We start from the raw sequence: 19754 nt of genomic DNA on the forward strand, positions 1-19754 counted from the left end.
CCTTAGATGGTTTGGTTGCTAACGAAGTGCTGTTAGGAAGCTGGGGCTATGTGCGACATCCTCCAGAACAATGCAGGCCTTGAAGCAGACAGCTTGCTCGCCCTTGCAGCTGTCAGTTTGAGCAAACGACCATTCGTCTGAGCTCAGCGGTCAATGGTGCTGAGCGCTTAGGTCATTGAGCGCTGATGTACCAGCGCTATGGTAGTCAGGCTCAATAAGAACAGGCGCGGCCGGTTTGTGATGTTCCGCCAGCGCCGTATCAGTCTCCGAGGACGCCATGACCGAAGCATATATTTTCGATGCGCTGCGCACACCGCGTGGCAAGGGCAAGAAGGACGGCGCGCTGTACAGCGTCAAGCCGGTTCAGCTGATTGCCGGCCTGCTCAATGCCCTGCAAACGCGCAACGATCTGGATACCAGCCAGGTCGACGACATCGTGCTGGGCTGCGTGACGCCCGTGGGCGATCAGGGCGCCGATATCGCCAAGACCGCCGCCATGGTCGCGGACTGGGACGTTAGCGTCGCCGGCGTGCAGCTCAACCGCTTCTGCGCCTCGGGCCTGGAGGCGGTGAACATGGGCGCGATGAAGGTGCGCTCCGGCTTCGAGGATCTGGTGGTGGTCGGTGGCGTGGAGTCCATGTCGCGCGTGCCAATGGGCTCGGACGGCGGCGCCTGGGTCATGGACCCGGAAACCAACATCCACAGCAATTTCGTCCCGCAGGGTATCGGTGCCGACCTGATCGCCACCCTGGAGGGTTTCAGCCGCGCCGATGTCGATGCCTTCGCCCTGCGCTCGCAGCAGAAGGCGGCGCGCGCCAGCGCCGATGGCTCGTTCGCCAGGTCGCTGGTGCCGGTGATCGACCAGAACGGCATCGTGCTGCTCGACCATGACGAATTCATCCGTGGCGATTCGACTCTGGAAGGCCTCGGCAAGCTCAAGCCGAGCTTCGAGATGATGGGGCAGATGGGCTTCGACTCCACTGCACTGCGCGTCTACAGCCATGTCGAGTGCATCGAGCACGTGCATACGCCGGGCAACAGCTCCGGCATCGTCGACGGTGCGGCGCTGATGCTGATCGGCTCGGCGGCCAAGGGCAAGGAACTGGGCCTGAAGCCGCGCGCGCGGATCGTCGCCACGGCGGTGACCAGCACCGACCCGACCATCATGCTCACCGGCCCGGCGCCGGCCACGCGCAAGGCGCTGGCCAAGGCGGGACTCTCCATCGACGACATCGACCTGTTCGAGGTCAACGAGGCTTTTGCCTCCGTTGTCATGAAGTTCATGAAGGACATGGGCGTGAGCGAGGACAAGGTCAACGTCAACGGCGGTTCCATCGCCATGGGCCACCCGCTGGGCGCCACCGGCTGCGCGATCCTCGGCACACTGCTCGATGAACTGGAGAAGCGCCAGTTGCGCTACGGCCTTGCCACCCTCTGCGTGGGCGGCGGCATGGGCATCGCCACCATCATCGAACGAATCTGATCGGTAGGGCGGGCGCAACCCGCCATTCGTGTGCTGGCGGGTTGCACCCGCCCTACGCAGCTCCCACAGCTTTGGGAAGAGAATACAAAAATGACTGACGCCATCCGTTACGAAAAAGGCCAGGACAATATCGTCGTCCTGACCATGGACATGCCCGGCCAGAGCGCCAATACCATGAACGCGATCTACCGCGAGGCCATGGGCCAGATCGTCGACCGCCTGGAGGCCGAAAAGGACTCGATCACCGGGGTGATCGTCACCTCGGCGAAGAAGACCTTCTTCGCCGGCGGCGACCTCAATGAACTGATCAAGGTAACCCAGGCCGAGGCCCAGGGCTTCTACGAGATGATTCTGAAGATCAAGGGCCAGCTGCGCCGCCTGGAAACCCTCGGCAAGCCGGTGGTTGCCGCCATCAACGGCGCAGCGCTGGGCGGCGGCTGGGAAATCGCCTTGGCCTGCCACCACCGCATCGCGCTGAACCAGAGCCACGTCCAGCTCGGCCTGCCGGAAGTCACCCTCGGCCTGCTGCCGGGCGGCGGTGGGGTAGTGCGCATGGTGCGCCTGCTTGGCCTGGAAAAGGCCCTGCCGTATCTGGCCGAAGGCAAGAAGGTGCGCCCGGACGCAGCGCTCAAGGCCGGCCTGATCCACGATCTGGCCAGCGACCGTGACGAGATGCTGGCCAAAGCCCGCGCCTGGATCGCCGCCAACCCGTCAGCCAAGCAGCCGTGGGACGTGCAGGGCTACAAAATTCCCGGTGGCACGCCAAGCTCGCCGAATGTGGCGCAGATGCTGGCCATCGCTCCGAGCGTGTTGCGCGACAAGACCAAGGGTTGCTTCCCGGCGCCGGAGAAAATCATGTGCGCTGCTGTCGAGGGCGCCCAGGTCGACTTCGACACCGCGCAGATCATCGAGGCGCGTTACTTCACCGAGCTGACCACCGGCCAGGTGGCGAAGAACATGATCGGCACCTTCTGGTTTCAGCTCAACGAAATCAATGCCGGAGGCTCGCGCCCGCAGGGCTACCCGAAAACCCAGACGAAGAAGGTCGGCGTGCTCGGCGCCGGCATGATGGGGGCGGGCATCGCCTACGTATCGGCGGCAGCTGGTATCGAGGTGGTGCTCAAGGATGTATCCGTCGAGGCGGCGGAGAAGGGTAAGGCCTACTCGGCCAAGCTGCTCGACAAGAAGGTCGGCAAGGGCCATATGACGGCCGAGCAGCGTAAGGCGTTCCTGGCGCTGATCAAGGCCACCGACAGCGAGGCGGATTTCGCCGGCTGCGACCTGATCATCGAAGCCGTATTCGAGGATCGCTCACTCAAGGGCAAGGTTACTGCCGCTGCAGAAGCCGCTGCGCTGAGCGATGCGCTGATCGCCTCCAACACCTCGACGCTGCCGATCACCGGCCTGGCCACTGCCGTGGCCAAACCGGAGAAATTCATCGGCCTGCACTTCTTCAGTCCGGTGGACAAGATGCCGCTGGTGGAGATCATCCGTGGCGAGAAGACCAGCGATGAGACTTTGGCGCGCGGCTTCGACTATGTCATGCAGATCAAGAAGACGCCCATCGTGGTCAACGACAGCCGCGGCTTCTTCACCTCGCGGGTGTTCGGCACCTTCACCAACGAAGGCCTGGCCATGCTCGGTGAGGGCGTCAGCGCGGCGATGATCGAGAATGAGGCGCGCAAGGCCGGCATGCCGGTCGGCCCGCTGGCGATCAGCGACGAGGTGTCGATGAGCCTGATGAATCACATCCGCCAGCAGACCATCAAGGATCTGGCGGCCGAGGGCAAATCCATCCCCGAGCACCCGGCCTTTGCCGTGATCGATCTGATGCTCAATGAGTACAAGCGTCCGGGCAAGGCGGCCGGGAGTGGTTTCTACGATTACCCGGCGGGTGGCAAGAAGTACCTGTGGCCCGAGCTCAAGGCGCGCTTCGAGAAAGCCGATGCGCAGATTTCGCAGGAGGACGTGCGCGACCGCATCCTGTTCATCCAGGCCATCGAGACGGTGCGCTGCGTGGAAGAGGGCGTACTGAAGTCGGTGGCCGACGCCAATATCGGCTCGATCTTCGGCATCGGCTTCGCCGCCTGGACTGGCGGTGCGCTGCAGTTCATCAACCAGTACGGGGTGAAGGATTTCGTCGCGCGTGCGCAGTACCTGGCCGAGCAGTACGGCGAGCGTTTCCTGCCGCCAGCGCTGTTGCTGGAGAAGGCGGCCAAGGGCGAGATGTTTTAACAGGAGGGGCGCCGAACCTGTAGGAGCGGTGCCCCGCCGCGAACCTGGGCGGCGGGTGCTCGCAAAGCTTCGCCCCGGGGCGGGGCTCCCACGAAAGAAAGCTGTGGGCGTTTTATCTGGTTGGGACAAGCCCGGCAGGGCGAGTTTCCTCGGTGGCGTGAGTCAGTCTTCCAACTGGTCGCGGATCACCTGGCCGCTCTTGCCGTCGATGCGAAACTCGTAGAGGCGGCCATCCTGTTTCAGACCTTCGCCCTCCCAGTAGCCATCATTGTCGGCTTCGATCTTGTGCAGCTCGGTATAACCGGCTGCACGGGCCTTGCTCAGGGCGTCCTCGATGCTGATCCAGTCACTGCCGGGGCGATCCGCCAGGGCGTTACCAGCCAACAGGAAACTGCCTGCGAGCAGGGCGATCAGGTTGCGTGTATGCATGGTCTGGTTCCTCTTTCCGTTGAAGATACCCGGAGGAGTCTAGACCATCGAGACTTCACGCCGCCTGGCACCATCCCTGGCGAATGCACACGGCCTCGTGGATCGCCAGCATCTCGCTGTGCCGGGTAGGCATGCGCAGGGTCAGCATGCTGCCATCATCGAGCTGCAGAGCGGCTTCGGTTTCGAATTGCAGGCTGCCATCTTGCAGGTGAGCGTAGGTGACGCCGTAGGCGTCCAGGCTGAGTTGGCTATGCATGGCTGCTCTCCTGGGTCGTGTCAGCGCGGACGAGCGTCGCGGGCTGCGGCGGCAGCCTGCTCGGGACGAACCGGTGCGACGGTCTGGAAGGCGGAGGCGGCGGCGAAACTGGCGAGTGCGGCGTAGATGCTCATGATCGATTTCCTTCTGTGCAAGTGGGCAGGGCCCGATGACGAAATCATCCGGCACATGCATGAGGCGCAGAAGTGAAAGGTATTTATGATGACTATCGAGCGTACTGATAAGACGCTACGCGGCGGCCTTTGGCGGGAAAACCAATGTTTGCGTGGTGAGCGGTTATATGAGGGTTAAGTTATTGCGGGGGCGGTGCTTATGAACATCCCTGTTCATGTTTTGTCTTAGCGAGTAGCCAAAGCGTAGTTGCTCTGCATCCAGTTATGATGATGCCTTTCGCTGCGGTTCATCGACCAGTTGGTGAGTGCCACCATAGCCAGAGTTCCGCCGATAATCATAAGGGGATAGGCTACTGTTAGTTCGACCAGTGAATACTTCCAGGCCAGCGGTCGGCCAACGCCGAGAAGGGCCGCGTAGAACCAGGAAACACCGGACAGTGCGCCAGAAAAAATGGCCAGGTGACGCATGTTCGCTGACAGCTTGAGCAAAGACCCGGTTTTTTGCAGAGCTGGCAGTATCGAGTTGTGCAAGACCATACCATTGAGGGTCAATAGCACGACAATACTGATCTTGGCTTGCAGTTTGGGGTTCATGAAGTACTGCATGCCGGCGCTGGAGGCGTCTAGCGCAATGATGGCGATGCCACTGATCCATAGGGCAATAAGTGAGATGCCGACCACGCTTTTCAGATGTGCCAGGTGTTCGCGACACTGTTTGGCGCCTTCACCTTTAAGCAGCTGCTTAATCATGGCGATATCGCTGGTTAGTATCAAGCCAATGGCAACGCAGCAGGCGATGAGGTGTATATAAATGATCCCTAAACGTAATAGTTCCATTGCTTCTTTGTTTTGGAGAGCGGAAATTAGAAGTGTGTAAAGGTCCATGTAAATACCTCGGACTCTGCAAAAATAAATAAAAATAACCATGCGTCAGAGCATATTTAATTGGCACTGACTTTGTTTTGTGTGTGGTTACTGATCGCTAATCACTTTCTGGTAATTATTAACTGCAGAAAACCTCTTTTATCTGGACAATAGCAAACCACCGACGCAATCTCTTGCAGTCAAGGAATCTTCCAGATTCGGGGGGGCGATGGAGCGATGGACAGGGTTTGTGCTCGAGCCGGGGGAAGGCCCACGACTATGAGAGCAATGGTAAGCGCTGTAGTTCATTTTTTGATCAGCCGTTCGTCGTTCATGGGCCCTCGGGCTGTGACCTGCTGAGCATTTTCTAATCAATCAGGTCGTTAGGGTGGTCCTGAGGTCTTGGCTCGCTCATGCGCTAACGGCGCCTGGCTGGGGCTCGTTCGGCAGGTTGTAAAATTTTCTTGACGAGAGTCAGACTCCTCTCAGAGCCTGGCATGCGGCACTTCTATCGGTGTTCAGGGTTATGGCGCTATTTCATTGGGCTGCATGATGTGTTAAGAAAAACGCACAAATCACCCGCCCGCATGTTCACCACAGGAAACCTCATGTCGCTGCGTATCTGCATCCTGGAAACTGACATCCTCCGCCCCGAACTGGTCGACCAGTACCAGGGTTATGGCCACATGTTCGAGCAGCTGTTCGCTCAACAGCCGGTCACGGCAGAGTTCAGTGTCTACAACGTGGTGGAAGGGCATTACCCGCCCGATAGCGAGAAATTCGATGCCTATCTGGTGACCGGCAGCAAGGCGGATTCTTTCGGCAGCGATCCCTGGATTCAGACCCTCAAGGAGTATCTGCTCGAGCGCTACAAGCGCGGCGACAAGCTGCTGGGCATCTGTTTTGGCCATCAACTGCTGGCGCTGCTGCTTGGCGGCAAGGCCGAGCGTGCCGAACAGGGCTGGGGCGTTGGCGTGCACAGTTATCGTCTGGCAGGCAAGCCCGAGTGGATGAGCCCGGCTCTGGACGAGCTGCAACTGTTGATCAGCCACCAGGATCAGGTCACCCGCCTGCCAGAGAAGGCCACGCTGCTGGCTTCCAGTGACTTCTGCCCGATTGGCGCCTACCACATCGAGGATCAGGTGCTGTGCTTCCAGGGGCATCCTGAGTTCGTTCACGACTACTCGCGGGCATTACTCGATCTGCGCCAGCAGCATCTCGGTGAGCAGGTCTATCAGCAGGGCGTGGACAGCCTCAAGCATTCGCAGCAGGGCAGTGCAGTGGCTGAGTGGATGATGCGCTTTGTCGCTCAAGGCAAGGAAAGCAAGGCCTGAGCCTGATTCGGTCCATGAAAAAGCCCGGTTTGCCGGGCTTTTTCATGCCTGCTGGGTGAGCACGAAGTAAGGCGAGAGCTGTTCGCTTCTGCTTGGCGGTGGGCTGCTACGTTGCCGCTTGAGACTCTCGGCCAGGTCCAGGTGGTGAGCCAATTTGTGGCTGCACTCGATATTGCGCGCCACGGCGCCAGCCGAGCCTTTACCAATACCACTGAGTGCGAGCAGGGTGGTCAGCAGAGACAGACTGGCAAGCATCAGCAGGCGAGTGCGTTGGGTTCTGATCATGGCCGTTCCCTCATCCCTGCGAGAGCGTGCCGAGCAGGGTGGGCAAATGCGTGATCAGGCTGTGCAGTGGGCCTGGTTGTTCAAAGGTTGGAGTGCTTGGCTGCAAGGTGGCGTAACTCACGACCAGCACCGTCGAGGTGCTGATCAGGTACAGACCGATGGCAGCGAGGGCGCCGTTGCGGGCAGCTTGAGAGAGGCGGGACATGTTCTGTGCTCCAGGTCCGGAGTGGGTGTGGGCACAGAATCGTCGAAGTCATTTCGATTGAATAATGGATGTTCTGCAGAGTAACTATCGATGGATTTGATAGCAGGCGCGGGTTGCCTGCTCGCTCCGGCACCCCGCGTCACGCTTCACGCAGATGCCAGCTCCTTGTCCATGCTGCTGATGCATTCGCTCATGGCCTGCTGACAACGCTCCATCAGCGCGGGCATGTCGTCCAGGCTCAGGCCGGCAGTAGGAATTGCCGGCAGCGAGCGAATCAGGATGCGGCCGCTGTTCCAGCGATTCAGGCGCATGGCTTTGCTGTAGTTGCTCACGCACACCGGGATGATCGGAACACCGGCCGTGATCGCCATCTGAAACGCGCCTTTCTTGAACGGCAGCAGGCCTCGGCCAAGGTTGCGCGTGCCTTCCGGGAAGACCCAGATCGAAGTGTCGCGATTGCGCAGGGTTTCGGTGGTCGTCAGCATTGCGCGTTTGGCGGCTACGGCATTGCTGCGATCGATCAGCACGTTACCGGCCAGCCAGTAGAGCTGACCGAAGAATGGCACCCACTTGAGGCTCTTCTTGCCGATGCTCACGGTGCGCTCCGGTACCACGCGGCCAAGCACGTAGAGATCGAAGTTGGACTGGTGGTTGGCGATGATCACGCAGGAGCGCTGGTGTTCTAAAAGCGGGCGTACGTCGGTCTTCAGCTTCAGGCGCAGCAGGCATAGGGCGGGCAGCGAATAGAGACGTGCGCAGAGGCGGCTGTTGTCGGGGTTGAACGGGCGGCACAGGCCGAGCAGCAGGCCAAGCAGGCCGGCCAGGATGAAATGCACGCCCATCAGCAGCATGCGCAAGACGTAAAGCATTGGGGAGAACCGTCAGGGAAGGGGCGCGCAGTGTACGGGCGTTCACTCTGGCGGGCAATTGCTCGAAACTACCGCTTGGCGTGCGTAACGTCATGAATTGTCGCAGAACTTGTCGGTTTCCGTGCCCATGTAGAAAGGGCGCCTCACGGCGCCCTTCAATACTTACTCGGTCTCGGTTTTGGCCGGCTTACCCGGCAGTAGGCCGTCTGCGCGGAACATCGACTTGATGCCGCGCAGCGCCTGACGGCTGCGGTCCTGGTTCTCGATCAGGGCGAAGCGCACATGGTCGTCGCCATAGTCGCCAAAACCCAGGCCGGGCGAAACGCAGACCTTGGCTTCTGCCAGCAGCTTCTTGGCGAACTCCAGCGAGCCAAGATGAGCATAGGCGTCGGGAATCTTGGCCCAGATGTACATCGAGGCCTTGGGCTTCTCCACCATCCAGCCGATCTCGTGCAGGCCCTTGACCAGCAGGTTGCGGCGTTGCCGGTACTGTTCGGCGATATCGCGCACGCACTGCTGGTCACCTTCCAGCGCGGCGATGGCCGCGACCTGCAGCGGGGTGAAGGTGCCGTAGTCGTGGTAGCTCTTGATCCGTGCCAGGGCGCTGACCAGCTCGGGATTGCCGACCATGAAGCCGATGCGCCAGCCGGCCATGTTGTAGCTCTTGGACAGGGTGAAGAACTCCACCGCGATGTCCTTGGCGCCCGGCACCTGCATGATCGACGGCGCTTTCCAGCCGTCGTAGACGATGTCAGCGTAGGCCAGATCGTGAATCACCAGCACATCGTACTGCTTGGCTAGGGTGACCACGCGCTCGAAGAAATCCAGCTCCACGCACTGCGCGGTGGGGTTGGAGGGGAAGCCGAGGATCATCATCTTCGGCTTGGGGATCGACTCGCGAATCGCCCGTTCCAGCTCGGCGAAGAAGTCCACGCCCGGTACCAGCGGTACAGAGCGTACCTGAGCGCCGGCGATCACCGCGCCGTAGATGTGGATCGGGTAGCTGGGGTTGGGCACCAGTACGGTGTCACCGTGGTCCAGGGTGGCCAGCATCAGGTGCGCCAGGCCTTCCTTGGAGCCGATGGTGACGATGGCTTCGCTTTCCGGATCGATCTCCACGTCGTAGCGGTCCTTGTACCAGCGCGAGATGGCGCGGCGCAGGCGAGGAATACCGCGGGAGGTGGAGTATCCGTGGGTGTCTTCACGCTGGGCGACCTGCACGAGCTTTTCAACGATGTGCGGTGGAGTCGCGCCGTCGGGGTTGCCCATGGAGAAGTCGATAATGTCTTCACCGCGACGGCGTGCGGCCATCTTGAGTTCGGCGGTAATGTTGAAGACGTAGGGGGGGAGACGATCGATGCGCGCAAAGCGGCGCTTGGCGTTGTCAGCCATGATTTCCTCGGATACGTAAGCGCCCGGAACCGTCCGAGCGACGTTGGCCACTGCGGTGGCCGGTGGTAAAGATAAGGGTTGCCGAACTGCGCTGTCCAGCGCAGTTGCAGGCTAAAACAGCGAATCAGTCGATTCAGCTCAACTCATCTTTCAAGCGCAGCAGCAAGGCGCCCAGTGCCTCCACATCGGCGTCTTCGGTACGCCAGGAGCAAAGGCTCAGGCGAAAGGCGGGGCGCCCCTGCCAGACGGTCGGGCCGAACCAGACTTCGCCAGATGCCTGGGCTGCTTGGCGAATGGCGATGGTCTGTTCGTCCGTATCGCCACGCACCAATACCTGGTTCAGCACAACCCGGTTCAGTACCTGATAGCCGGCGTTACGTAATGTGTTGGCCAGTTCTTCAGCCTGGCGGATATGGCGGTCGATCATCGCTTGCAGGCCGGTGCGGCCCAGGTTGGCCAGGGCCGCCCAGATGGCGATGCCACGGGCGCGACGAGAGAACTCCAGTGTCAGGTTCTTCTGCGCATCCTTACTTGCCGAGGCGTAGGCAGCATCGCTGTTCATCGCGGCGGCCAGTGCATCGGCGTCACGGCAGATCGCCATGGCACTGTCGTAAGGGGTGTTCAGCCACTTGTGTCCATCGGTCGTCCAGCTATCTGCCAGCTCGACGCCCTCAAGCAAATGCGCTGAGGATGAGGCTCGCGCCCATAGGCCGAATGCGCCGTCGACATGCACCCAGGCGTTAGCCTCGCGGGCGATGGCAATCAGTTCGGCAAAACGGTCGAACTCGCCGGTGTTGACCTCGCCGGCCTGCAATATCAATAGCGTGCGTTCATCCAGTTCAGGGAGTCGGGCCGGGTCGATACGCCCGTACTCGTCCACGGGCGCATAATGCAGGTGGTTCATGCCGAAACCGAGCACGCGCAGTGCTTTCTTCACTGTGATGTGCGCCGTTTCTGCGAGTACGACGCGGATCTGTGGTGCGCCGAGTAATCCGTCACCGTCGAAATCCCAGCCCTGGCGTGCCAGCAGCACGCGCCGTGCGGCAGAAATACAGGCCAGGGTGCAGGCGGTCGCACTGGTGCCAAATCCCACGGCGCTCTGATCCGGTAGCCCCAGTGCTTGGCAGACCCAGCGTCCGGCAATTTTCTCCAGCCGATCAGCGACTGGAGAATTGTCGAAAGACGAGGCGCATTGATCCCAGGCCAGTACCAGGCGTTCGGCAGCTGCTGCCACTGGCAGCGTCGCGCCGATGACGAAGCCGAAGTAACGCGCGGCATTACTCGCCACGGTGGCTGGTGAGCCAATTTCGTCGAGCTGGCAGAGTACCTGATCGGCAGCATGGCCTTGCTCTGGCAGGGACCGGTCGAAGGTGGCCAGGGCGGTGATGGCTGAGGCGTCGGGGAAGACCCGGCGCGTGGGGATGCCGTCCAGGTAGGCCAGGGCGCGGCGGTCGGCTTCGACCAGCAGGTCGTGTTCGGTCATGAGGGAATCCTCGGCTAGGGGCTGTCTACCCTAGCCGAGCCCTGCAGAGCGCGGCATACACAGGCGCCAACGAAGGCGGCTGCTACAGTTGACTGAGTGATACAGTCTGAACCGATACAGTGCACTGTATTAGCGGTACAGTTGCTCAACCACCCAACATGTCATGCATCGCAATGATCTGTTCGGCCACCTGAATCAGCTTCTGCTGGCGACTCATGGCCTGCCGGCGCATCAGCGTATAGGCCTCTTCCTCATTGCAGCTCTTCATCTTCATCAGCAGGCCCTTGGCCAGTTCGACGCGCTTGCGCTCGGCCAGTTGGGCATCGCGTGCCTGGAGCTGGGCACGCAATGCCTGATCGCTCTCGAAGCGGGCCATGGCGACGTCGAGGATGGGTTGCAGGCGCTGGGCATGGATGCCTTCGACGATGTAGGCGCTGACGCCACTCTGGATCGCCTGGCGCATCACGCTGGGGTCGTGTTCGTCGGTGAACATGACGATTGGACGCGGTTGGTCACGGCTGACCAGTACCACCTGTTCCATCACGTCGCGGCCAGGGGACTCGGTGTCGATCAGAATAACGTCGGGGCGCACGGCCTCGACCCGCTCCGGCAGGTCGATGGTCAGCCCGGATTCGTCGATGACCTCGAAGCCGGCCTCGATCAGCGCGCACTTGAGGCGGCCGACCTTCTTCGGGGTGTCGTTGATCAGAAGGATACGCAGCATCGATGGATCTCCCGGCGGTTACAGGGCGACAGCCGGGCTGTCGGCCAGGGCATGGAGGCGGAAGCTGCGCGCGTACGCGGCAGGGGCGCTGCCGTCCCAGCAGGTGCCGTCCTGCAGGATGGAGCTGCGCATCTCGCCCGGCACGGCAATTCCCAGCGCCGTAGCGGCTTCGCGGTACAGGGCCAGTTGCTGCACCTGGCGGGCCACGCCCAGGTAGTCGGGGTCCTTGCGTAGCAGGCCCCAACGGCGGAATTGGGTCATGAACCACATGGCATCGGACAGGTAGGGCTGGTTGACCAGGCCGCCGGCATGAAAGCGCAGCGGATGCTCGTCCTGCCAGGCGTGGCCGAGGCCGTCCTGATACTGGCCGAGAAAGCGTGGGGTGATCGCCGAGACCGGCGCGTTGACGTATTCGCTGCCGCTGAGCAGCAGGGCGGTGCTGCGCTTGTTTTCCTCGTTGTCATCGATGAAGCGTGCGGCGTCGAGCACCGCCATGATCAGCGCACGGGCGGTATTGGGGTTCTGTTCGGCGAAGGCGCGGGTGCAGCCCAGCACCTTTTCCGGGTGATCCGGCCAGATTGCCTGGATGGTGGTAACGGTACAGCCGAGTTGTTCATCGACAGCCTTGGCGGTCCAGGGTTCGCCGACGCAGAAGCCGTCGATGCGCTTGGCCTCGAGGTGTTCGATCATCTGCGGCGGTGGCACCACCACGCTGTCCACGTCGCGCAGCGGATGGATGCCCTGGCTGGCCAGCCAGTAGTAAAGCCACATGGCATGGGTGCCGGTGGGGAAGGTCTGCGCGAAGGTCAGTCTTGCTCTGTTCTGGTGCGCATGCTGGTGCAGTGCTTCACCGCTGGTCACGCCGGCGCTTTGCAGCGTGTGCGACAGGTTGATGCTCTGGCCATTCTGGTTCAGCCCCATGAGCACCGCCATGTCGGTTGCCGCTGCACCACCGAGGCCGAGCTGGACCCCATAGATCAAACCATACAGGCTGTGGGCGGCGTCCAGCTCGCCGCTGAGCAGGCGGTCGCGCAGGCCGGCCCAGGAGGCCTGGCGTCGCAGTTTTAGACTCAGCCCGTATTTTTCGGCAAAGCCCTGGGTGGCCGCGACTATCACCGAGGCGGAATCGCTCAGGGCCATGAAGCCGATGTTCAGCACGCTCTTTTCCGGTGCATCGCTGCCGCCGACCCAGGCCAGTGCGTCGCCGCGAGGGATATGCTGTTCGCTCATGTCACTTCCTTCATCCACGCATTAGGTTCCGAGCCGCCGGCTTAGGTTTGCAGGGCTGTGCGGGTGGCCCACAAAAAAGGCGTCGTACCGATCACCGCCGTAAAGGGCCGAGTTCGGATACGACGCCATTGTCGTTCGGGCCTTGTCCGTCGCCGGAGAGGCTCACTGTACGTAGAGAAAGCAAGGCATATGCCAGTGCGCAGAGCATGCGCTGTTGGATGAGGCGTTCAGCGCTCCAGCATCTGCTTCACGCTGCTTTGCGGTATCTGCTGCTTGCGGCCCTCGCTATCGGTGAATTCGAGCATGCCGGTGTCCTTGTCCAGTTCCGGCTTGCCGTCGCTGGTGAGCATCTGGCCATCGGTAGTGGTGATGATGTACTCGCTGCTGCAACCGGCCAGGCCGAACAGACACAGGACGGCGATGATCCATGGTTTCATGACGTGCTCCTGAATGATGATCTGGGGGCTCCCATTTCAGAAGGTAGACGGTGGCGCACTGGCTGCAAGCCGGGTGCGGCAAAAGGCCCGTGTGTGCGTGCATAAAAAAGCCCCGCACTAGGCAGGGCTTTTTCTACGACGCTTTGATCAGGCCTGAACGACCGGGATCTTGGCGTTCGCCGCCGCTTCGCGGAAGTCGGCGATCTGGTCGAAGCTCAGGTAGCGGTAGATGTCGCCAGCCATGCTGTCGATATCCTTGGCGTAAACCATGTACTCCTCGACGGTCGGCAGTTTGCCGAGAATCGAGGCGACCGCAGCCAGTTCGGCAGAGGCCAGATACACGTTGGCGCCATCGCCCAGACGGTTGGGGAAGTTACGGGTGGAGGTCGATACCACGGTGGAGTTGGCAGCGACGCGCGCTTGGTTACCCATGCACAGTGAGCAGCCCGGCATCTCCATGCGTGCACCGGCCTTGCCGTAGATGCCGTAGTAGCCCTCTTCGGTCAGCTGGTGAGCATCCATCTTGGTCGGCGGCGACAGCCACAGGCGCGTCGGGATACCGCCCTTGACCTTGTCAAGCAGCTTGCCGGCAGCACGGAAGTGACCGATGTTGGTCATGCACGAACCGATGAACACTTCGTCGATCTTGTCGCCGGCCACGGTGGACAGCAGGCGGGCGTCGTCCGGGTCGTTCGGGGCGCAGAGGATCGGCTCCTTGACTTCGGACAGATCGATCTCGATGACTTCGGCGTACTCGGCGTCCTTGTCGGCTTCCAGCAGTACCGGGTTGGCCAGCCAGGCTTCCATCGCCTGGGCACGACGCTCCAGGGTACGAGCATCACCATAGCCTTCGCTGATCATCCAGCGCAGCAGGGTGATGTTGGATTTCAGGTACTCGGCGATAGCTTCTTCCGGCAGCTTGATGGTGCAGCCGGCAGCCGAACGCTCGGCGGAGGCGTCGGATAGCTCGAACGCCTGCTCGACGGTCAGGTTGTCCAGGCCTTCGATCTCGAGGATGCGGCCGGAGAAGATGTTCTTCTTGCCTTTCTTCTCGACGGTCAGCAGGCCCTTCTGGATGGCGTAGTAGGGGATGGCATGGACCAGGTCACGCAGGGTGATACCCGGTTGCATCTTGCCTTTGAAGCGCACCAGCACCGACTCCGGCATGTCCAGCGGCATCACGCCGGTGGCGGCGGCGAAGGCGACCAGGCCGGAGCCGGCCGGGAAGCTGATGCCGATCGGGAAGCGGGTGTGCGAGTCGCCACCGGTGCCGACGGTGTCCGGCAGCAGCATGCGGTTCAGCCAGCTGTGGATGATGCCGTCGCCCGGACGCAGGGACACGCCGCCACGGGTGCGGATGAAATCCGGCAGGGTGTGGTGGGTGGTGACGTCGATCGGCTTCGGATAGGCCGCGGTGTGGCAGAAGGACTGCATCACCAGGTCAGCCGAGAAGCCCAGGCACGCCAGGTCTTTCAGCTCGTCACGGGTCATCGGGCCGGTGGTGTCCTGAGAGCCGACGGTGGTCATCTTCGGTTCGCAGTAGGTGCCCGGACGGACGCCTTCGACGCCGCAGGCCTTGCCGACCATCTTTTGCGCCAGGGTGAAACCCTTGGTGCTGGCAGCAGGCTGATCCGGCTTCTTGAACAGCTCGGAAGCACCCAGGCCCAGTTCGGCACGCGCCTTCTCGGTCAGGCCGCGGCCGATGATCAGCGGGATACGGCCACCAGCGCGGACTTCGTCGAGCAGTACCGGGGTCTTCAGTTCGAAGGTGGTGATGACGTCGTCGGTGCCGTGCTTGCAAACTTTGCCGGCAAACGGGTAGACATCGATCACGTCGCCCATGTTGATGTTCGACACATCGAACTCGATCGGCAGGGCGCCGGCGTCTTCCATGGTGTTGTAGAAGATCGGGGCGATTTTGGTGCCGAAGCAGAAGCCGCCTGCGCGCTTGTTCGGAACGTACGGAATGTCGTCACCAAAGAACCACAGCACCGAGTTGGTGGCGGATTTGCGCGAGGAGCCAGTACCGACCACGTCGCCGACGTAGGCAACCGGGAAGCCCTTGGCCTTGATTTCTTCGATTTGCTTCAGTGGGCCGATGGAGCCCGGCTGATCGGGGGTGATACCATCACGGGGCATCTTCAGCATGGCCAATGCGTGCAGCGGGATGTCGGGGCGCGACCAAGCGTCAGGAGCCGGGGAGAGGTCGTCGGTGTTGGTCTCGCCGGGCACCTTGAACACGGCCAGGCTGTATTTCTCGGCGATGGCCGGCTTGTTGGTGAACCACTCGCCGTCAGCCCAGGACTGCAGTACGGCCTTGGCGTTGACGTTGCCGGACTTAGCCTTCTCGGCTACGTCATGGAAGGCGTCGAACATCAGCAGAGTGTGCTTGAGCTGCTCGGCTGCAACTGCGCCCAGCTCGGCATCGTCCAGCAGTTCCACCAGAGTGGCAATGTTATAGCCGCCCTGCATGGTGCCGAGCAGTTCGACAGCACGCTGTTTGCTGATCAGCGGAGAGGTGGCTTCGCCTTTGGCGACGGCGGAGAGGAAACCGGCCTTGACGTAGGCCGCTTCGTCCACACCTGGCGGTACGCGGTTGGTGATCAGGTCTACGAGGAATTCTTCTTCGCCAGCCGGCGGGTTTTTCAGCAGCTCGACCAGGCCTGCGGTTTGTTCGGCGTTCAGCGGCTGGGGCACGATACCCTGAGCGGCACGCTCTGCTACGTGTTTGCGATAGGCTTCAAGCACAGTTATTACCCTCATCAGTGGTCCCAAAGGGTTGTCCGGGACGCGATCCAGATACTCATGACCAGGCGCTTTTCGACTTTATGAGCCGATCAGCCGAGGTTGCATGAGTCTCTTGTAGAAGCTGCTTTCAAAGTTTTACGCCGGCAGGACGGTTTCTGATGAGGGCTGACGCAGACGCTCGGGGGGACTCCAAGTGGCTGCGTCGCCATCGTACCTGCAGGATCGACTGTGCTCGTGACGCTTTGAAAACAGCTTCCAACGGACATTGGCGCCGTAAAAGGCGGGCCGATTCTAATGGAAAGCGTGGATAAAGTTAAGCCGATGTCCCCGTATCGGCAGGCTGCTGAAAATGTGGGCGAGGCAGGCAATACAAGGCAGAACATGGCCGAAAAGCGCAGTTTAGCTGTTCTAAATGAGCATTTAGAGGCCGTTTTAACGCAGTAGTGCCAACGCAGGTAGTTTTCGGTGGCCTGTCGGCAGGGGTGATCTGAATTAGACAAAGGGCTAAGATGCCAGGTCATTCTGCTGTCTATTCTGCTTTTGCCATGTCCAATCAGCGCATCAAGACGCCTTGTGTGGGGCTGTGTTCGACCGTTTACGGCGATGTCGTGTGCCGCGGTTGCAAGCGCTTCCACCATGAGGTGATCAACTGGAACAGCTACAACGATGACGAGAAGCGTGCGGTGTGGACGCGACTGGAATTGTTGCTGGTGCAGGTGATGACGGCCAAGGTGGAGGTGTTCGATGAGCTGCGTCTGCGTAGCCAGCTGGAACAGCGTCAGATTCGCTTCGTGCCGCAGCAGTCGCCTTATTGCTGGGCCTATCAGCTGATTGCGCGGGGCGCTCGGGTGATCAATCAGCTGGAGGCGTACGGCATGGTTGTACTGCCTGAATTCCGCAATTGGGCCTTGCCGGAATTGCGTGACGCCATTGACCGCGAATTCTTCCTGCTCTCGGAGGCGCATTACGAGCGCTATATTGCGCCGAAGTTTTTGCGCGAAGGGCTGGAACTGCGGGTTTAGCGTTTGTAGGAGCCAGCTTGCTGGCGATCTTTAGCACCACAGATCGCCAGCAAGCTGGCTCCTACAGATGAACATGCGTCCTTGTCGTCAGCGTTGGGCAACGAGCTCTTCGAGGTGGGCGATGATTTCGTCCGGCTTGAGCACCAGTACGTCACATTCCAGGGCGTCGAGTATGATTTCGGCTGTATTGCCGATCAGCGCACCGGAGAGTCCGGTGCGGGCCACGGTGCCAATCACCGTGACAGCGGCGTTGAGCTGGCTGGCGACCTGCGGAATCACTACGTCGGCAGGGCCTTCGAGCACATGCAGGCGCTCGTCACTGATGTCGTATTCGCTCTGGAAGCTGCGGCATTGCTCGCGGTAGCGCGCTTCGATGGTTTCCTTGAGCTGAAAGGTCGGGTCGGCGGCCGACAGCATTGGCGTCGGATGCGCAGTGACCACGTGCAACGTACCTTTGGCCAGGCCGGCGATATCGTAGCCGTGGCTGACGATGCCGGCATGCAGGGTGCGGTGCTCGCCATCGGCGTTGCCGACGTCCACTGCGGCGAGGATGTTGCCGCCGGTCCAGGGGCGTTCGGTCTTGACCATCAGCACCGGCGCCGGGCAGTAGCGCAGCAACTTCCAGTCTTCCGGGGTGAGAATGGCTTTTTTCAGCGGGTTGTCGGGGACATGCTGCTTGATGACCAGGCCACAGCCCTCGGCTTGCTGTGCAGCGATTACGGTCTGATGCGGGTTGTCATGCCAGGACTGCTGCGACGAAACGCTGAAGCCTTCCTTGCCCAGTTCGCTGCTGAGGTCATTGAGCCAGGCGCTGTGGTCGCCTTTCTTGTCGCAGACTAGCAGGTGCAGGTGTGATTGGGTTACCCCGGCTATCAGTTTGGCCCGTTTCAGTGCGAGGGCTTCTGGGTGTTGGGGATCCATCACCACCAGAATGCTGCGGATCGCTTGCATGGTCATCTCCCTGAGCGTGAATGGCAGTTATCTAACTATAGGCAGGTCGTTATCAGCGGCATGTTGACCTGTATCAACGGCATGCTGGTCGTCCGGCCTGTCACTCGTATAATGGCCCGCCATTTCCAACCTCGCCAGCACCGAGAGCGCTTCAAATATGATGTCAATTACCAAGCATGTTCCGAGTAATGGCGAGGAACCTGTAACGATCCTGCAGGAAATTCTCGAGTTTCTCGGTGGCGTCGCTACCCCTGGCGCCTGGCTGGACGAGGCCCTGCGCCAGCAGGAGATCCTCCTGCTCGATCACCGCAACCTGGAATACAAAGCGGCGCAAACGGCCCTGAGCCTGATGGGGCGCTATCTGACCAAGACCGAATTGACCGCGAGAATGTCGCGTTTGGCTCGTGAGGAGCTGGTGCACTTCGAGCAGGTGAGCAAGATCATCCGCGGGCGTGGCATCGAGGTTCGTCATGTTTCCGCCTCGCGTTACGCGGCTGGCCTGCGCGCGTTGCTGCGCGGTGGCGAAGTGGAAAGGCTGGTGGACGTGCTGGTGGTGGGCGCGTTCATCGAGGCACGCTCGTGCGAGCGCTTCGCCGCGCTGGTGCCGCGTCTGGATGCCGAACTGGCCAAGTTCTACGCCGGGTTGCTGGAGAGCGAAGGGCGCCACTATCGGGGCTATCTCAAGCTCGCTTACCTGTATGGCGACGCGGCCGATGTCGATGCGCGTATCGAGGTGGTGCGCGCGGTGGAGCAGGAGCTGATCACCACGCCGGATGAGCAATTCCGTTTCCATAGTGGCGTGCCCGCATAAAGTAGTCGCGAAGCGGCCATCTGATGCCCCTCTCCCGCAAGCGGGAGAGGGGAGCAAAGCCCTGCAGTCGTAGCCCGGATGAAATCCGGGGATTTATCGAAAGATCGCCCCGGATTTCATCCGGGCTACGGTCAGGCTGGCGTCAGTTCGAACGGCGCCTGGTTGAAGCCCGTTTCGTCGACCTGCAGCGCCCAGCCCTGACGGTCCCAGTCCCCCAGCACGATGCGCCGTGCCGGTTGGCCGTTGACTTCCAGCTCATGCACCGCCGGCCTGTGGGTGTGGCCATGGATCAGCGTGCGCACGCTGTGCTCGGCCATCACCTTGACCACTTCCTGTGGTGTGACGTCGACAATCTCGCTGGCTTTCATTCGCGTCTGTGCGCGGCTTTCGTTGCGCAGCTTGCGCGCCAGCTTCTGTCGCGTGCTCAGTGGCAGGTTGCGCAGGATCAGCAGCGACAGCGGATTGCGCAGCCAGCGGCGCAGCTTCATGTAGCCGACATCGAGGGTGCACAGGCTGTCGCCGTGCATCAGCAGTACCGGCTCGCCATTCACCTGCAGTTTGTGCGGATCACTCAACAGGGTGCAGCCCGCTTCGCGGCAGAACGCCTTGCCGATGAGAAAGTCGCGATTACCGTGCATCAGGTAGATGTGCGTGCCGGCGTCGCTCAGTTCGCGCAGGGCGCCGGCGATCTCATGCTGGAAGGGCGTCATGCCATCGTCGCCGATCCAGACCTCGAAGAAGTCACCGAGGATGTACAGGGCTTCGGCTTGAGGTGCGCGCGTAGCGAGAAAATGCAGAAACGCCCGGGTGATGTCCGGGCGTTTCTCTTCGAGATGCAGATCGGAGATCAGCAGGATCATCG

Annotated in this window: 20 protein-coding genes; 5 read left to right on the forward strand and 15 right to left on the reverse strand. The window is 61.2% G+C overall.

The genetic code is table 11. From position 1 onward, the window contains the following. Positions 1-277 precede the first annotated feature (277 nt). The gene (locus BLT86_RS04675; RefSeq protein WP_092375054.1) at positions 278-1483 is read left to right on the forward strand and encodes an acetyl-CoA C-acetyltransferase; all 1206 of its coding nucleotides are present in this window, start codon (positions 278-280) and stop codon (positions 1481-1483) included. A 90-nt stretch (positions 1484-1573) separates the two neighbouring features. Continuing rightward, the gene (locus BLT86_RS04680; RefSeq protein WP_092375057.1) at positions 1574-3718 is read left to right on the forward strand and encodes a 3-hydroxyacyl-CoA dehydrogenase NAD-binding domain-containing protein; all 2145 of its coding nucleotides are present in this window, start codon (positions 1574-1576) and stop codon (positions 3716-3718) included. A 162-nt stretch (positions 3719-3880) separates the two neighbouring features. On the opposite strand, the gene BLT86_RS04685 is transcribed toward BLT86_RS04680, so the two are convergent. The 4 genes from BLT86_RS04685 to BLT86_RS04695 form a co-directional block, all read right to left on the reverse strand. Continuing rightward, entirely contained in the window at positions 3881-4147 is a 267-nt protein-coding gene (locus BLT86_RS04685) for a PepSY domain-containing protein (protein ID WP_017677190.1), read from the reverse strand. Positions 4148-4202: 55 nt separating this feature from the next. Continuing rightward, a complete protein-coding gene (gene ptrC, locus BLT86_RS04690) occupies positions 4203-4403 on the reverse strand; it encodes a type III secretion system co-regulatory protein PtrC (protein ID WP_003461392.1) in 201 nt (66 codons plus the stop codon). Between the two features lie 20 nt (positions 4404-4423). After that, a complete protein-coding gene (locus tag BLT86_RS26285; RefSeq protein WP_021489271.1) occupies positions 4424-4537 on the reverse strand; it encodes a PA2485 family small membrane protein in 114 nt (37 codons plus the stop codon). Positions 4538-4762: 225 nt separating this feature from the next. Further along, entirely contained in the window at positions 4763-5422 is a 660-nt protein-coding gene (locus BLT86_RS04695; RefSeq protein WP_017677188.1) for a hypothetical protein, read from the reverse strand. A 587-nt stretch (positions 5423-6009) separates the two neighbouring features. Here BLT86_RS04695 and BLT86_RS04700 point away from each other — a divergent pair. Next, positions 6010-6735: an amidotransferase gene (locus tag BLT86_RS04700; RefSeq protein ID WP_021489269.1), complete on the forward strand. Its 726-nt coding sequence runs from the start codon at positions 6010-6012 to the stop codon at positions 6733-6735. Between the two features lie 42 nt (positions 6736-6777). On the opposite strand, the gene BLT86_RS04705 is transcribed toward BLT86_RS04700, so the two are convergent. The 9 genes from BLT86_RS04705 to acnB form a co-directional block, all read right to left on the reverse strand. Then, positions 6778-7020: a hypothetical protein gene (locus BLT86_RS04705; protein WP_017677186.1), complete on the reverse strand. Its 243-nt coding sequence runs from the start codon at positions 7018-7020 to the stop codon at positions 6778-6780. Positions 7021-7030: 10 nt separating this feature from the next. Beyond that, complete coding sequence (locus tag BLT86_RS04710; RefSeq protein WP_045733176.1) at positions 7031-7225, reverse strand: hypothetical protein; 195 nt, start codon at positions 7223-7225, stop codon at positions 7031-7033. A 146-nt stretch (positions 7226-7371) separates the two neighbouring features. Next, entirely contained in the window at positions 7372-8094 is a 723-nt protein-coding gene (locus BLT86_RS04715; RefSeq protein WP_017677184.1) for a 1-acylglycerol-3-phosphate O-acyltransferase, read from the reverse strand. 162 nt (positions 8095-8256) lie between these two features. Beyond that, a complete protein-coding gene (alaC, locus tag BLT86_RS04720) occupies positions 8257-9486 on the reverse strand; it encodes an alanine transaminase (protein ID WP_092375060.1) in 1230 nt (409 codons plus the stop codon). A 133-nt stretch (positions 9487-9619) separates the two neighbouring features. Continuing rightward, on the reverse strand, positions 9620-10969 hold the full coding sequence (locus BLT86_RS04725; protein WP_092375062.1) for a pyridoxal phosphate-dependent decarboxylase family protein: 1350 nt from the start codon (positions 10967-10969) through the stop codon (positions 9620-9622). 145 nt (positions 10970-11114) lie between these two features. After that, complete coding sequence (locus BLT86_RS04730) at positions 11115-11693, reverse strand: ANTAR domain-containing response regulator (RefSeq protein ID WP_017677181.1); 579 nt, start codon at positions 11691-11693, stop codon at positions 11115-11117. Between the two features lie 18 nt (positions 11694-11711). Further along, complete coding sequence (locus BLT86_RS04735) at positions 11712-12923, reverse strand: CmpA/NrtA family ABC transporter substrate-binding protein (RefSeq protein WP_092375065.1); 1212 nt, start codon at positions 12921-12923, stop codon at positions 11712-11714. A gap of 227 nt (positions 12924-13150) precedes the next feature. Next, a complete protein-coding gene (locus tag BLT86_RS04740; protein WP_017677179.1) occupies positions 13151-13360 on the reverse strand; it encodes a YgdI/YgdR family lipoprotein in 210 nt (69 codons plus the stop codon). A 147-nt stretch (positions 13361-13507) separates the two neighbouring features. Continuing rightward, entirely contained in the window at positions 13508-16108 is a 2601-nt protein-coding gene (gene acnB / locus BLT86_RS04745; RefSeq protein WP_092375068.1) for a bifunctional aconitate hydratase 2/2-methylisocitrate dehydratase, read from the reverse strand. 545 nt (positions 16109-16653) lie between these two features. Between acnB and BLT86_RS04750 the strand changes: the two genes are divergently transcribed. Further along, positions 16654-17130, forward strand: a complete 477-nt coding sequence (locus BLT86_RS04750; protein ID WP_039964638.1) for a DUF1289 domain-containing protein — start codon at positions 16654-16656, stop codon at positions 17128-17130. Positions 17131-17217: 87 nt separating this feature from the next. Here BLT86_RS04750 and BLT86_RS04755 read toward each other — a convergent pair whose 3' ends face one another. Further along, positions 17218-18081, reverse strand: a complete 864-nt coding sequence (locus tag BLT86_RS04755) for a universal stress protein (protein ID WP_074857305.1) — start codon at positions 18079-18081, stop codon at positions 17218-17220. A gap of 157 nt (positions 18082-18238) precedes the next feature. Here BLT86_RS04755 and miaE point away from each other — a divergent pair, with 157 nt between their 5' ends. Continuing rightward, a complete protein-coding gene (gene miaE / locus BLT86_RS04760; protein WP_092375071.1) occupies positions 18239-18892 on the forward strand; it encodes a tRNA-(ms[2]io[6]A)-hydroxylase in 654 nt (217 codons plus the stop codon). Positions 18893-19023: 131 nt separating this feature from the next. Here miaE and lpxH read toward each other — a convergent pair whose 3' ends face one another. After that, a complete protein-coding gene (lpxH, locus tag BLT86_RS04765) occupies positions 19024-19752 on the reverse strand; it encodes a UDP-2,3-diacylglucosamine diphosphatase (RefSeq protein WP_092375074.1) in 729 nt (242 codons plus the stop codon). Positions 19753-19754: the final 2 nt, after the last annotated feature.

The sequence above is a fragment of the Pseudomonas sihuiensis genome (genome assembly GCF_900106015.1).
GTDB classification, from domain to species: Bacteria; Pseudomonadota; Gammaproteobacteria; order Pseudomonadales; family Pseudomonadaceae; genus Aquipseudomonas; species Aquipseudomonas sihuiensis.